This window comes from Phycisphaera sp. (assembly GCA_025916675.1).
Taxonomy (GTDB): Bacteria; Planctomycetota; Phycisphaerae; order Phycisphaerales; family UBA1924; genus JAHCJI01.
On the sequence record CP098402.1, the window covers coordinates 758222 to 772230 of the forward strand.

The 14009-nt window shown below is 67.4% G+C and carries 9 protein-coding genes and 2 tRNA genes; 6 read left to right on the forward strand and 5 right to left on the reverse strand.

Annotation, left to right across the window (positions count from 1 at the left end; all coding sequences use genetic code 11):
• Positions 1-444 precede the first annotated feature (444 nt).
• A complete protein-coding gene (locus NCW75_03330) occupies positions 445-3111 on the reverse strand; it encodes a phosphoenolpyruvate carboxylase (protein UYV13325.1) in 2667 nt (888 codons plus the stop codon).
• Between the two features lie 66 nt (positions 3112-3177).
• Positions 3178-3251 (reverse strand) — tRNA-Arg (locus NCW75_03335).
• Positions 3252-3653: 402 nt separating this feature from the next.
• Between NCW75_03335 and rpsT the strand changes: the two genes are divergently transcribed.
• Together rpsT and NCW75_03345 are read left to right on the forward strand one after the other, a co-directional pair.
• Complete coding sequence (gene rpsT, locus NCW75_03340) at positions 3654-3929, forward strand: 30S ribosomal protein S20 (protein ID UYV13326.1); 276 nt, start codon at positions 3654-3656, stop codon at positions 3927-3929.
• A gap of 652 nt (positions 3930-4581) precedes the next feature.
• The gene (locus NCW75_03345; protein ID UYV14219.1) at positions 4582-4845 is read left to right on the forward strand and encodes a CPBP family glutamic-type intramembrane protease; all 264 of its coding nucleotides are present in this window, start codon (positions 4582-4584) and stop codon (positions 4843-4845) included.
• 80 nt (positions 4846-4925) lie between these two features.
• Here NCW75_03345 and NCW75_03350 read toward each other — a convergent pair whose 3' ends face one another.
• On the reverse strand, positions 4926-5849 hold the full coding sequence (locus NCW75_03350; GenBank protein ID UYV13327.1) for a LamG domain-containing protein: 924 nt from the start codon (positions 5847-5849) through the stop codon (positions 4926-4928).
• A 493-nt stretch (positions 5850-6342) separates the two neighbouring features.
• Between NCW75_03350 and NCW75_03355 the strand changes: the two genes are divergently transcribed.
• A tRNA-Glu gene (locus NCW75_03355) sits at positions 6343-6417 on the forward strand.
• Here NCW75_03355 and NCW75_03360 read toward each other — a convergent pair.
• Positions 6415-6639, reverse strand: a complete 225-nt coding sequence (locus NCW75_03360) for a DUF1427 family protein (protein UYV13328.1) — start codon at positions 6637-6639, stop codon at positions 6415-6417. The two genes, NCW75_03355 and NCW75_03360, sit on opposite strands and share 3 nt — an antisense overlap.
• A gap of 188 nt (positions 6640-6827) precedes the next feature.
• On the opposite strand from NCW75_03360, the gene NCW75_03365 reads away from it, so the two are divergent.
• From NCW75_03365 to NCW75_03375, 3 genes are all read left to right on the forward strand, one after another.
• Positions 6828-9674, forward strand: a complete 2847-nt coding sequence (locus NCW75_03365) for a sodium/proton-translocating pyrophosphatase (protein ID UYV13329.1) — start codon at positions 6828-6830, stop codon at positions 9672-9674.
• 231 nt (positions 9675-9905) lie between these two features.
• Positions 9906-11513: a DUF4331 domain-containing protein gene (locus tag NCW75_03370; protein ID UYV13330.1), complete on the forward strand. Its 1608-nt coding sequence runs from the start codon at positions 9906-9908 to the stop codon at positions 11511-11513.
• 81 nt (positions 11514-11594) lie between these two features.
• Entirely contained in the window at positions 11595-12458 is an 864-nt protein-coding gene (locus NCW75_03375; protein UYV13331.1) for a DUF4198 domain-containing protein, read from the forward strand.
• A 112-nt stretch (positions 12459-12570) separates the two neighbouring features.
• Here the strand turns inward: NCW75_03375 and NCW75_03380 are convergent, their stop codons facing one another.
• A complete protein-coding gene (locus NCW75_03380; GenBank protein UYV13332.1) occupies positions 12571-13257 on the reverse strand; it encodes a hypothetical protein in 687 nt (228 codons plus the stop codon).
• Positions 13258-14009 lie beyond the last annotated feature (752 nt).

The window sequence follows — 14009 nt, forward strand, 5'->3', positions numbered from 1 at the left end:
GTCCGCCGCCGCTCCCGCCCGTGATTCCCGGACCGTCCGGATAGCAAAACCGCCCTGGCGCCCCCCCAGCCCCGATCGCGTCGGCGCAGCGCAATTCTGTGGATCCACAAACTTCCGCTGCGCTAGCGCAGAACTATTCTGTGGATCCACAAACTTCCGCTGCGCTAGCGCAGAACTGTTCTGTGGATCCACAAACTCCCGCCGCGCTCGCGCAGAATTGTTCTGTGGATCCACAAACTCCCGCTGCGCTCGCGCAGAATTGTGTTGTGGATCCACAAACTCCCGCCGCGCGTCCGCGGGCTTCCCCGGGCGATGCACGAGGCCCCGCCGCGGGCGGGGCGGGCGAGGGGGATTCTCGGACGCCCCAGTCCTTCGAGCCCTTCGTGCCCTTCGCGTTGAACATAAGAACGCCCGGGCTGGCGGCCGGGCCTCGTTGGGAAGGCCTCACCCGGTCGACTGCATCGCCGCGGCGATGGCGTTGATGCTGGCCTGGAGGGCGGCCTTGATCGGCTCAATTGTGAGGGGGTCGGCCTCGGCATCGCTCGCGCCCTTGTGCCGCTCGAGCAGCTCGAGCTGGGCCAGGTTCAGCACGTCGGTCCAGGGGTTGCGCTCGTCGATCGAGCGGCCGACAACGGTGGCGTGGGCCATGAGGTCATCGCGGCCGGTGAGTGTGGCGATGGCGCGGCGCGTGCGGTCGTGCTCGGTCGAAAGAGTCTCGAACATCGCCTGGCCATGCTCGGCGCTCAGCGCGTAGCGGCGGAAGATCGGCATGCGGGCGCGGGCGAGCTCCTGGGCGGCGTTCTCGAGCACGGTGCCGAGGAACGCGCGCTCGTCGGCGGCGTCCCGCAATTGGTCGATCTGGGACTCGCTCGCGTGCTCGATGGCCGAGCCCAGGCCGTACCAGCCCGGGGCGAGGGCGCGCATCTGCACCCACGAGAAGACCCAGGGGATGGCGCGGAGCTTGTCGAACACGAGCTTGGAGCCCGTTGCGCGGGACACGGGGCGCGAGGCGATGCGCATGTCGCCGATGTGCCGCACCGGGCTGGCGTCGACGAACCAGGGCCAGAACGTGTGGGCGTCGATGAGCTCGCGGTAGGTCTTTCGCGCGTGGCCGGCAAGGTCGAGCACGAGTGCCTCGAAGTCGTCGGCGCCCTGGCTCTTGCCGCGTGATGCTTCGGCGAGCATCGCAGCGTGGACGATCTGCTCGAGGTGGCGGCGGGCCATGGCGGGCAGGGCGTAGCGGAAGGTGATCACTTCCCCTTGCTCGGTAAAACGCATGCGGCCGCTGCGGGCCGCGGGTGGGGCGGCCAGGATGGCGCGCCCGGCGCGCCCGCCGCCGCGGCCGATGGTGCCGCCGCGGCCGTGGAAGTAGCGCAGGCCGACGTTGTGGGTGTCGAAGACCTCCGCGATGCGGCGCTGGGCGACGTGAAGGGCGGCGTTGGCCATCAAGAAGCCGCCGTCCTTGTTCGAGTCGCTGTAGCCGAGCATGACTTCTTGCTCGGGGTCGCCGGTGCTGGTTGTGTCGATGTGCGCACGGAAGATGGGGTCGGCCAGCGCTTCGTGCATCAGATGTGGCGCGTTGGCCAGGTCGTCGACGGTCTCGAACAGCGGAACGACCTGGATGGTGAGGCCGACCTCGTGCATCAGCAGCAGGAGGGCGAGCATGTCGGACAGGTGGCTGGTCATCGAGATGACCCAGCAGCGGACGGCTTCGGGCTCGCGCTGCACCGCGTCACGGACGACGCGCAGTGTTGCCATGAGTTCCGTGGTCGCGTCGCTGAGAACGGCATTCTCACGAACCAAGGGGCGATTGGCGGAGAGTTCGCGTCGCAGGACGGCGAGCTTGCCGGCCTCGTCCAGGGATTCGTAGTTGTCTTCCACGCCCGCGAGTTTCAGCAACTCGGCGAGCGCCTTCGCGTGGACGCCAGAGTGCTGGCGGATGTCGAGGGTCGCCAGATGCAGGCCGAAGGCCCTCGCTCTCGTGATGGCGTCGGCGAGGAGGCCCTCCTCGGCCACGCGGATGAGGCCGGGCTTCTTGGTGTTGTGCAATGCTTTTCGGAGTGTGAGCAGGTCGGCGAGGAGTGCCTGGGAGTTGTAGTCGCGGTCGGTGAGGCGCTCGCGCATCTGAGTGATCTTGACGCGGAGCGGCTCGTGCTTGTACTGGCCGTCGCCGTCGGTTGGCAGGGCGTCGCCGAAGCTGGCGCGTTCGCTCGAGACCGAGAGGGCGTCGTGCAGGCGTTGGAGTTCGGTGTCCCACAGCTCGCGGGCCGTCTCGCGCATGAGGTCGAGCGTGCGTTTCGTGACCTCGGCGGTGACGTTGGGGTTGCCGTCGCGGTCGCCGCCGATCCAGGATCGGTAGCGGAGCATGGCGGGCAGGTCGTTGGCAACGATTTCACTCTGGTCTTCGCCGAAGGTGCGTTTGGCCGCCCACGACACGTCGCGCACGAGCCGGGGGACGGCACGCCAGATGGTGGTCTGGATGAAGTACAGCCCGTTGCGCACCTCGGCGGGCACGTCGAGGCGCTGCACGCGCACGTTGTCGGTGGTCAGAAGGAGGGAGATGGCGCGTTCGAGGCGGCCGTGGATCTCGGCGGTCTCGCGTGCGGTCAGCCCGCCGCGGCCGAGGCGGACGATGCTGGCGGCGACGTCGGCCTGCTTGTCGAGCACGGTGCGGCGGCGGGCCTCGGTGGGGTGGGCCGTCAGCGTGGGGCCGATGTCCAGGCGGCCGAGCAGGGCGGCGATGTCGGCCGGGCCCATGCCGTTCGAGACGAGTTGCTCCATGGCCTGGTCGATGGATTCGGGCCGGGCCGGGCCATCGCCGGCGTCCATCTCGCGCTGGCGGTTGACGCGGATGATGTTGAGCTGCTCGGCCTTGTTCAGCAGGTGGAAGCGGGCCGCCCCCACGCGGATGAGCCCGGCCAGGGCGTCCAGGTCCATGCCGGCCAGTTGCCCCGCGGCCCAATCCAGGTCCGCGTCGGTGGCGTTGGAGCCGCAGCGGCCGGCGATGGCCTCGCCGGCGTCGAAGTGCCGGCCCATGCCGACGCGGTCGCAGGCTTGGGCGAGTGCGGTGAGGAGGGTGGTTTGGTCGGACGCGATCGTGGTGGATGGCATGCGGCATTGTTCGGCCGCCGCGCACGAAAAACGCCCCGCTGGTTTCTCAACCGGGGGCGTCATCAACACGGGTGTAGGGATTCGAACCCCAAACCTCCTGATCCGTAGTCAGGTGCTCTATCCAATTGAGCTACACCCGCAACGACTCGCTGGGTCTGGCCCGGCGAGTCGAGGGCGATAGTAGCACCGGTGGCCGGGGTGTGACAATGGGAGGCGGTGGGCTGGTGGGTGGCCTTGGGTTTGGGCTCGGGCGGTTGGCGCGGGCGGGATTGCTTGGATTGACGAGGGTGGGGGGCTTGATTGGGGGGGGCGTGGGCGTCATAATTCACCCACTCCACGGGGGCTGTGGCGGGCGGTTGTCGCCGCTTGGCACGGCCGTGGGGGCCCGCCCGGACCGACTCTCAGCGGATTGGCACGCTCGATGGTGCCGGCTGTGGGGTCTGGGTTCGGCCTAGACTTGTCTCGGCTCCACGAAACTGGCCAATGGCTCGGCAGGATCGGTCCCATCGAGGGTCGGTCTCCCGGAGAGGAATGGATCGCACATGGCTCACACCGTCTCTGCCCGCAAGCGCAACCGACAGAACCTCCGCCACCGCGCCCGCAACCGCTGGCGCCTGCAGGCCATGCGCGCCGCGATCAAAGACTTTAACGACAAGCTGGCCCACGGCTCGGTCGATGAGGCCAAGGCGGCCTTCCTGGTCGTGCAGAAGGTGCTGGATCGCACCGCCTCGAAGGGCGTGATCCACCCGAATCAGGCGTCTCGCCGCAAGAGCCGCCTGAACGCGAGGCTGAAGGCCCGTGTTCTTTCGGGCAACTGAGCGAAGCGACAAGCAGTCACTGATCAAGCCCGCCGCATTTTGGCGGGCTTTTTGTTTCTTCCGTAGCACGGTTTACCATCGCACCATGCCGAGACAGGGCAAAGCACGGACGACGAGCCGGGCTCGTGACCATCACCGGCGCGAGCCCGACCTGTGCCAGGGCCCTGCCCTGGCCGAGTACGCCCGCGCGTCGCGGTCGCCGTTGCACATCCTGGCGTTCTTGCTGCCGCTAATCGTGATCTACGAGGTCGGCTTGGCCATGCGACACGAGGAACTCGCCCAGACCGGCGGCGTTCGTGCGTGGGTGCTGCTGGCCCAGGCGATGGAGGGGCTGGGCGTGTCGGCGTCGACGGTGGTGGGGTACTCGCTGCCGGCGGCGGTGGTAATTGTTGTGCTGCTGCTGTGGCATGTGTTCGAGAAGCGGCGGTGGCGGCTGCGGCCGATGGTGGTGCCGCTGATGTTCGCCGAGGCGGTGGCGTGGATGGTGCCGCTGCTGCTGTTCGCGGGTGTGGTGACGCGGATCAGCGAGCCGGCGCCGGCCTCCACGCCCCCGCTTGTCCCCGCGAGCCTCGACGCCCTGGGCCACCTGAGCTGGCAGGCTCGGCTGGTGATCGCCATCGGGGCAGGGCTGTACGAGGAATTGCTCTTCCGCATGGCCCTGCTCGCCCTGCTGCACGCGGTGCTGGCCGACCTGTGCAAGCTGGGGCCAAAGGTGGTGGTGGCCATCGGACTGCCCATCTCGGCGGCCGCGTTCATGCTGTACCACGACGTGGGCGTGCTCACCTGGCCGGCGTTGTTGTACCTGGTGGGCGGGTTGTACCTGGGGGCGATCTACCTGCTGCGGGGCTTCGGGCTGGCGGTCGGGGCGCACGCGTGTTATAACACGACGGTGCTGGTGTTGCTGGGGCCGGCGTAGGGGCGGGGCAATGGGCAATAGGCAATGGGGCAGAGGCGGAGGGTAGTGGTCTTTCCGAACCCATTGCCCATTGCCTCTTCTCACGGGCACCCCGCGTCGAAGGCGTTCTGGAAGGCCAGGAAGTCGAACAGCGTGAGGCTGCCGTCGCCGTCGAGGTCGGCGGCCAGGTCGCCGGCGTCGAAGAGGTTCTGGAAGCACAAGAAGTCGAAGAGGTCGAGGCTCCCGCTGAGGTCGCAATCGGCGTCGCAAGGGCGGATGATCGCCGTGTCGTAGATCCTCACCTGATCGATGGTGCCCAGGAACTCGTCGTTGGCTCCCGTGGTCGGGCTGCCACTAAAGCGGCCGCGTCCACCGATCGATAGCTCGAAATCGTTCTGGGCCGTCGAGCCGAAGCCCGCGGGGATGCGCACGACCGCCTCGATGACGCCATCGATAGCCATGGCCAAGCGGTCATCCACACGGACGGCAACCACTTCGTGCGCCCGCCCGTCGTTGACCGGTGTCACGCTGCGCAGCCCCACGCCCAGCACGCCATCCGCCGAGATCGAGAACGTGGCCACGCCGTCGTCCCGGCGCACCGTGAGGGCCCAGCCATCATCGGAGCCCGACTTCTCCTTGTTCACGACGAACCGTCCGCCCTCGGCACCCGGCTCGGTGTTGGACGTTACGACCGTCACCGCGATGGAAAAGTCACCGTCCGCCAGGTCGAAGGCGTCCTCATCGCCCAGTGGGCGGACCTGCCCATCACCGGTGCTGTCGAAGCCCAGCGCGAGCCCGCCCATGAACGGGACGAACTCGATGCCCCCGCCGATCTGTCCGTCGTAGGCGGGGCCCAGCGTGCCCAGATTGGCGGTCGGGCGCAGGCCATCATCGAAGTCGTAGTGCAGGATGGGGTCGGCACCCTGCCCCAGCGCGGATGCCGCGCACGCCAGTAGGCCGGCGGCGGCCAGCAGCCGGGCGGTGGGGACGGCCGGGGGGGCCACGAGGTCTTGGATCCGGGGCATGGAGATTCTCCTGGCCGCCAGCATACCCGAAACCGGCCCCGCACGCAAGCCGAAATGTGGCGGTTCGGAAGGGTTCCGCGGTAGCTCCGAGGGTCCCGGTGGCGGTTCCCAGGCCCCCGGCGGTTGTTCCGAGGCGTTCTGTCATGGATCCGAACCATTCCGCGGCTGTCCGGCAGCCTCCGGAAGTTCTTCTGGAGCATTCCGAAGCTGTTCTAAAGGCTTGCGAAGCTGTCCCGGACGATTCTGTTGTTGTTCCGGAGGATTCTGAACTTCGTTTACGCGGACCTTGGGGCCGTTCTCGGACGCACTTTGCGCAGGTCGTGCGCGGTCTGGCGGGGTGGCCGGAGAAATGTGGCGTGGCCGCGGGCGGCTCGTGGTTGGCGTTGGCGGCGGTTTGCTTGTGGGCTCGCTCGGGCGGTCGTCCGCCTCCAGCCGGTTGACCGCGACCCACATCGCTGGTAGCGTTGCCTCTGGCGTTTTCGTTTTGCCGACTGGCCCCATCGTCTAGTCTGGTCCAGGACGCCAGGTTCTCATCCTGGAAACCCGGGTTCGAATCCCGGTGGGGTCATTCGCCCGCGGCGGTCTCAGGACTGTCGCGGGTTTCTTCTTGGGACGGCGGCTCGACCTGGGGCGGCAGCAGGCCGTCGGCTGCCAGGTAGCCCAGGGTGACGGCCAGCACTAAGACCGCCCCGATCAGGCGGTTGGGGGCGGGCACGGGGATGTCGATCCAGCGGCAGAAGGCGCCCAGGGCGAAGGCCAGGGCGACGCCGGCGATGGTCTTGATGAGCATGGGGCTCTCCTCTATGGGATGGTGGCTCAGCAGGCTGATGGGCGGCAGGCGGGAGACCCGCAGATTGCGGCCGCCGGGGGGTCGGAATCCGGGGTTGTCCGATCTATGATCGGCCCTTTACGCGAGCCGACCGTGACAAGCCGGCCAGGTTGATCGCCGCAGAATCTCGTACAGAGGGATCCCGTTCCATGCCCGTATCATCGATGCCGTCGCTGCCCCCCCTGCCCATTACCCTGGGGGCCATCAGCGACATCCCCGCACCGTACTACGTCGCCCCGATTGCCGGCGTGGCCGCCATCGCCACGGCGATCTACCTGCGCGGCAGCGTCATGAGCAAGCCCGAGGGCGAGGGCGAGACGGTCCGCATCGCCCAGGCCGTCCGCGACGGCGCGATGGCCTACCTCAAGAGCCAGTACAAGGTCGTGGGCATCGTGTTCGTGCTGCTCATCGCCGTGCTGGGGCTGATGGTCTGGGGCAAGCTCGAGCCCGTGTGGGCCATGGTGGGCGTGCCCATCGCCGGCTTCCTGAGCGGCCTGTGCGGCTGGTTCGGCATGCGGATGGCGACCAACGCCAGCGCCCGGACCGCCACGGCGTGCCAGACGAGTTTGAACGATGGGCTGACCGTTGCCTTCCGCTCGGGCGCCGTCATGGGCCTGACGTGCGTGGGCGTGGCGATCCTTGACCTGAGCTTCTGGTACTTCTTCTTCATCGGGTTTGGCGACAAGCTCGGGGCGTTCAGCCTGTCCGAGCCGGGCAACCGCGAGGGCCTGCTGGCCGCGATGGTGACGGTCCTGATCTCCTTCAAGATGGGCGCGTCGCTCCAGGCCCTGTTCGCCCGGGTGGGCGGCGGCATCTTTACCAAGGCGGCCGACGTGGGTGCCGACCTTGTCGGCAAGGTCGAGGCCGGCATCCCCGAGGACGACGCGCGGAACCCGGCGACCATCGCCGACAACGTTGGTGATAACGTCGGCGACGTGGCGGGCATGGGCGCCGACCTGTACGAGAGCTACTACTCGAGCATCATCGCCGCCATCGCCCTTGGCGTGTCGGCGGCCTTTAGCGTGACGGTCCTCCGCGGCATGGAGGGCGGCTTCGACCTGGCCATGAAGGTCGGCACGCTGCCGATCGTGCTGGCCGGCGTGGGCATCATCGCCTCGATCATCGGCGTGTTCGCCGTCAGGACGAAGGAAGACGCGGGCTTCAAGGACCTGCTCAAGAGCCTGCACAAGGGCGTGTGGCTCTCGTCGTTCCTGCTGCTGGTCGCCGCGTTCGGCGTGCCGTTCCTGCTGCTTGGTGACGCCGAGACGGCCCGCGTGCTGGGCGTGAAGTGGTGGCAGTTCGGCGGGTCGATCTCGGCCGGCCTCATCAGTGGCCTGGTGATCGCCTGGTGGACCGAGTATTGCACCAGCTACGAGCACCCACCCACCAAACGCATCGCGGCCCAGGCCATCACCGGGCCGGCGACGGTCATCATCACTGGCATCGCCGAGGGCATGAAGAGCACGTGGCTGTCGATCTTCGCGGTCGTGGTCGCCATCCTCGTGGCCTTCGGTGTCGCGGGCGGCAACGAGAACCTGTTGATGGGTTTGTACGGCGTGGGTATCGCGGCCGTGGGTATGCTGGCGACGCTGGGCATTACGCTGGCGACCGACGCGTACGGCCCGATCGCCGACAACGCGGGCGGCAACGCGGAAATGAGCGGCCAGCCTCCCGAGGTGCGCGAGCGCACCGACCTGCTCGACTCGATCGGCAACACGACGGCCGCCACGGGCAAGGGTTTTGCCATCGGCTCGGCCGCGCTGACCGCGCTGGCCCTGCTGGCGGCGTACGTGCAGGTGGTGCAGTACCACGTGAACAAGCAGACGACGAACTTTGCCAAGGAGCAAGCGGCGCTGGTGAGCACCGCCGGCCCGGGCACCTACGCGGTGTACGAGGGCCACCGCCGCTTTGGCATCTTCACGCAAGACGAGGACAACGAGACGACGTACACCGGCGGCGCGCTCGTGCTGGACAACTTCCAGTTCGACGAGATGGGCGACCAGGGCGACCTGCCCAAGAACGAGATCATGGACCAGTTCCTGCGGGGCGACTCCTTCGCGGTGAGCTGGGCGGGCGAGGGGACCGACCTGCGGCTGCAGCGGAACCTCACGCTCACCGGGGGCATCACCCACGGTGATCATGTGCACGACGGCATCGAGCTGCGCGTGGTCAACACCAGGCAGGTCTCGATCTCGGACGTGCTGCTGTTCTACAACGTCTCGATGACCAGCCCGACGCTGCTGGGCGGGCTGTTCATGGGCGTGATGCTGACCTTCCTCTTCTGCGCCCTGACCATGGACGCGGTGGGCAAGGCCGCCAACGTCATGATGCAGGAGTGCCGCCGCCAGTTCGGCGAGATGCGGACCCTGTTCCGCAAGCAGGGCATGAGCGAGGAGGACATCGCCAACCCGCAGAGCTGGCCGACGCAGGTCGGCTCGGGCACCGAGACCTACCCCGATTACGCCCGCTGCGTGACCATTGCCACCAACGGTGCGCTCAAGGAAATGGTGCTACCGAGCATCCTGGCGGTCGTCGTGCCCGTGGCGACGGGCATGATCCTGGGCGTCAGCGGCGTGATGGGGCTGCTCGCGGGCGGGCTGATTACGGGCTTCGCGGTGGCGGTCTTTATGGCCAACGCCGGCGGCGCGTGGGACAACGCCAAGAAGCTGCTGGAGAGCTACGGCCGCATCACCGCGACCGACGCGCTCAACGATGCGGCCCAGCGTGAGAAGATCCCCGAGGTGATCCGTGGCGACATCCTCATCCGCGCCAAGGAGATGGTCGCGGCCGGCCACGGCGACGAGTGCGTCTACGGCAAGGGCAGCGACGACCACAAGGCCACCGTCGTGGGCGACACCGTGGGCGACCCCTTCAAGGACACCAGCGGCCCATCGCTGAACATCCTGATTAAGTTGCTCTCGTCGGTGGCGGTGGTGTTTGCTGGGTTGGTGGTGAAGTTTGCCCCGGCGATCGGCGCCGCGCTCGGCCTGAGTTGAGTTCCCGCCGGGCGGCTTCGGTCGCAATTCCGACACTCCACCGGCCCGCGGTACGCTGCGGGCCGGTCTTTTTGTAAGAAAAATTTTATTTAGAAATTTCAGTTAGCCCTTGATGCATCGCTGGGTCGCGTGCGACCGAACTCGGTTCGGACCCGCTTCCAGGCATACGGCGGAGACCGGGGCGACGTTGCCTCTGGCGCTGTCGTACGCCCGCACGCGAAGGAGATGACGATGTCAAAGACTCGATTCAGTATCGCACGCACCGCAACGGGCATGACGGCCGCGGCCGCCATCGTTGCCGCTGCGGGCGCGGCCGCGCTGATGACGCCCGCAACGCTCGCTTCGAGCCACAGCGATGCGCCGCTGATCAAGCAGGACCCCCAGGCCAACCTCACCGACGTGTACGCGTTCGTGGGCACCAAGTACGACGATCCGAGCGTCGAGGTGCTCAACGTGATCGCCAACGTCCGGCCCTTTTCCGAGCCGGGCGATGGCCCGCACTACGAGCGGTTCGCCGACGATGCGCGGTACAGCCTACACGTCACCAACCCGACCAGCGGCGAGACGCTCATCCGCTACGACTTCACGTTCTCGGCCGTCGACGGGGGCCTCAAGAACCCGAATACGATCCTCAGCTACGGGCTGGGCACCGAGCCCGGGGCGATCATGGAGATCGGCGACGCCCGGCAGAACTTCACCCAGACATACGAGGTCGAGCGCTTCGACTCGGCCGGCTCGGCCACGATCGTTGCCGATGCGGCCGTCGCGCCGCCCAACCCCGGCAACCGGGTGACGCCGCTGTACAACGACGCCGACGGGTTCGCCATCTCGGGTGCCCGCTCGCTCGACGAACTCGACGGCTACACCCGGCAGGCCATAACCAATGGCGCCGACGGGACGACGTTCTTCGCCGGCCCGCGTGACGACAGCTTCTTTGCCGACATCCCCGGCGTGTTCGACCTGCTCAACCCCCGCATCCTCGATCGCAACGGCGACCTGGGCGACGGGCTGGGCCAGGACGGCGACGGCGTGGACGGCTTCAAGGGCTTCAACGTGCTCACGGTTGCCGTCCAGATCCCGCTGAGCGACCTGCCCCAGTTGCCCTACTCCGACGCGTTCTTCGGCGATCAGGTGGGCGTGGGCGTGTTCGCCTCGGTCAGCCGCCGCCAGTTCACCGAGCGCGTGGCCGGCGACGAGTTCCGCTCCACCGGGCCTTGGGTGCAGGTGAACCGTCTGGGCAACCCACTGTTTAATGAGGCGCTCGTCGCTCTGGCCGACAAGGACCGGTTCAACGCGACCGATCCTGTCGACGACGCCCAATTCGCCACGTATGCCGAGAATTCCGAGCTGGCGACGCTGATCAACCTGGTGTACGGCACCGACTTTGCAACCAGCGGCCGCGCCGACCTCGTGGCGGTGTTCATCCCCGACGTGCTCCGCGTGGCGACGACCACGGGTCCGGTCCGCTTGTCGGGCGACGACGGGTTCAGTCGCCTGGGCTTCATCGGCGGCGACGTGACCGCCGACATGGGCGGCGTCTCGAGCGGCTGGCCCAACGGGCGGCGCTTCGGCGACGACGTCATCGACATCGCTCTCACGGCGGTCGCCAGCGGCCCGGATTACAGCGCCATCACGCTGGTGGGCGACAACATTCCCGGCAACGACCTGGCGTACAACGGCGTGTTCCCCTACGCCGCCACGCCGCACGCGGGCAGTGCCAATAGCAAGGACAAGGTGCTGACCGACTTCGAGATCGCCGACATCGATGAGGATGGCGAGATCACGATCTTCGACGTGCTCGAGTTCTTCAACATCTGGGAGCGCGCTGGCGCGTTCTGATTAAATTCATCTCTCATACCCCTGTCGCGACGCGTTGACGCGCCTCGCGGCAATTTACAACACCCATCGAAGGAACACCCCATGCGCACATTCCAGATCATCGCCGCCCTTTCTGTCATCCTTGCCAGTGCCGTGTTGGCGAGTGCCCACGAGTTCTGGGTCCGCCCAGGCCAGTTCACGGTTACGCAGGGCGAGTTGGGTCGCTTCTACCTCATGCACGGCCACCGCTTCGACGGCGAGTTCGTGCCCCGCAACGAGCCGTACGTCGAGCGATTCGAGTTGCTCGCTTCGGACGGCAGCCAGCGCATTATGGGCCGGCACGGCCAGTCTACGAATGTCGCCCGTTTCGCCACGCCCGGCACCAATGTCGTGGTCTACGAGAGCCGTGAGGTTCTCAGCGAACTCGGTCCCGAGCGGTTCGCGGCGTATCTCGAAGAGGAGGGCCTCGACCACATCGCCCGCCAGCGCGAGCAGCTCGGCGAGACCGACGAGGTTGGCGTCGAGATGTACGTCCGGTGCGCCAAGGCGCTCGTGAGCGTTTCCGCCGGCGGCGAGGCCACACCCGCCGGGTTGACCGACCAGGTCGCGGGCCTGCCGATGGAGATCGTGCTCCAGCCGTTGGAGCACGTCGAGGTCGGGCATACGGCGAGGGTCCGTGTGCTCTACGACGGCAAGCCGCTGGCCGACGCCCGCCTGACCGCGGAGTCCGAGGCTCGCGTGCGGGCCGAGCCCGACGCCGACACCACCGGCCAAACGATCATCCACACCGACGCCGACGGCTACGCCAGCTTCGAACTCGACCGGGCCGGCCCCTGGATGGTCACCGGCCTGCACATGTTCCGCACCGACGATCGCGACGACGCGGATTGGAAGAGCTATTGGGCGTCGCTGACGTTCAGCGTGCCAGTGGGCGACGCGGTGGCGGCCAAGACCCCGGCCGGCTGAAGCGAGCACGCTCGGAACGCCGCCGCCCCAAATGGCAACGGGCCACCGTGAGCGTCGCGCTCAGGGTCGCCCGGCGGCTTCCGTTGCCCTCGGTTGTTGATCCGGGCCCGCGTTACGCCGCTTCGGCGGCCGCCATCGGCCCGCCCTCGCTGCCCTGGCTGCCGAAGTTGAAGGGCACCGGCGTGCTCCACTCGCTGGCCTGGTTGTTGGGCAAGACGGCGCGGACGCGGTACTCCACGCGGCGCAGGCCGCGGGGCACGCTGGGGTCGGTGTACATCTTGTCGCCCGTGACGGCGATGGTCGCCCACTCGCCCTCCTGGCCCTCAGCGTCGGTGGTGATGCGCTGGATCTCGAAGACCGAGCCGGCGGCGGTGACCTTGAAGCTCAGCCGCAGCGTGCCGTCGGGGAAGCTCACCAGGTCGAGCTCGACCGGCTTGGGCGGCGCGGCCCGGGGCGAGGGCGGCTTGGGCGGGTCGATCTGGGCCCGGGTGTAGACGCCGGGGTCGTCGGTGGTCTTGAAGTACGCGTCGATGGTGGCCATGGTGCTGCCGATCTGGGCGAGCAGCACGTCGAAGGCGTCGTTCTTGTTTTCGGTGCTGCTGCGCGAGGCGCTCAGGGCCGCCGTCTGCTCCGAGAAAGCCGTTTCAGCGCTCGTGACGGCATTGTCAAAGGAGACGAGCTGGGCTGCGCTCAACCCGATGTCGGGCGGGCCACTCTGGCCACCGGCCCACACGGTGGCGTGCTGGCGTGCCCAGGCGAGGAGGAGCGATTCCTTGCGGGGGTAGCGGTCTGAAGCCATGGCCGATTCTCCGATGCGTCGTGCCCCATACGACGTGCCGGCCCCAATGCCGGCGTGCCGCTCGTGGGCGGTTCCAGTGTGGTCTGGAGGGATCATCGGGGTTGTGCGGGGGCGGCTTGAGTTGGGATCAAGGATTTTGTGAAGATTGCCAGGAATGTGGCCTCGGAGGCCGGGAAGAGGGGATCGCCACAGAGGCAGGGAGGGAAGATGAGCTGGCGGTTGCGCTCCGTCCGAGCCGCGTGGGTGAACACGCGGCCTCGAGGTGATCACATCACATTAACACCGCCTGCACGCCCTCTCTGCCAGGCCGGTCGCAAAGGTCACAGTGACAATCAACCAGGGTGACAAAAGTCCAGTTTTGCTCTTTGGGGTCGTTGTTGGCCTCTGGAGCCCAGAAGCGTGGGTACTGGTTCACCGGTGCGATCGATCAGGACTGCCTGATGAGTATCGCGGCTCGCATGCCACCTGTCGCTCGTCGCGTACACCGACCACGTTCTCTCCCCCATTGCCCTACGGTGATCAAGCCCCACGCCCTTGCCTCTAACGGAGCAACCCGCGCCACTTTGCAGCCTGTTGGGCGAAACACCGGCCGGAGCCCACACCGAATCAGGAGGCAACTATCGTGGATGGTGTGAGGCAGCTTATATTCTAATATGCTGCGAGATGCACCACTCAAGTTAAAACAAGACCGCATGCCCACTTCCGGCACACGGTCTTCGTGTACTAGCCGATGTTACGGCATCCACCTGGTG